This is a genomic window from Brachyspira sp. SAP_772, assembly GCF_009755885.1.
Lineage (GTDB): Bacteria > Spirochaetota > Brachyspiria > Brachyspirales > Brachyspiraceae > Brachyspira.
In genome coordinates, this window is record NZ_VYIX01000154.1 from 1 (window position 1) to 721 (window position 721).

Consider the following 721-nt stretch of genomic DNA (forward strand, 5'->3'; position numbering starts at 1 on the left):
AAATGAAATGCTTGAGAAATATGACAAAAGCCATGAGGTATTAATTGACTATACTAATAAAAAGCTAGAAGAACAAGTTAAAAAGAATGATGAGTTTCTCAAAACTATTAATAACTCTATAAATATAAGATTTGAAGAGCAGGACAAAAAAAATAAAGAGTTTAATGATTTAATAAACAAAAATCATAATGAAATAATAAAAACAACAAATGAAATGCTTGAGAAATATGATAAAAGTCATGAGGTATTAATTGATTATACTAATAAAAAGTTAGAAGAGCAGAATATTAAAAATAATGAATTAATTAAAACTATTAATAATTCTGTAAATACAAAACTTGAAGAACAGGACAAAAAAAATAAAGAGTTCAATGACTTAATAAATAAAAATCATAATGAAATATTAGCAAGAACAAATAGCATGCTTGAAAAATACGACAAAAGTCATGAGGCTATTATAGATTATACAAATAGAAAAATTGAAGAAAATGATATAAAAAATAAAGAGTTCTTAAAAACTCTAAATAATGCAATGAATGATAAATTGCAAGAGCAAGAGAAGAAAAATAATGAGTTCAATCAGTTAATCAATAAAAATTATGATGAAATACTTTCTAAAGCAAATAATATGCTTGAAAAATATGACAAAAGCCATGARGTATTGATTGATTATACTAATAAAAAAATAGAAGAACAAGATATTAAAAATAAAGAATTCTTT

General features: G+C 21.8%; 1 pseudogene. It reads left to right on the forward strand.

Features of this window, described 5'->3' with window-relative positions:
* Positions 1-721: pseudogene (locus GQX97_RS13195) on the forward strand (viral A-type inclusion protein); the annotation flags it as partial.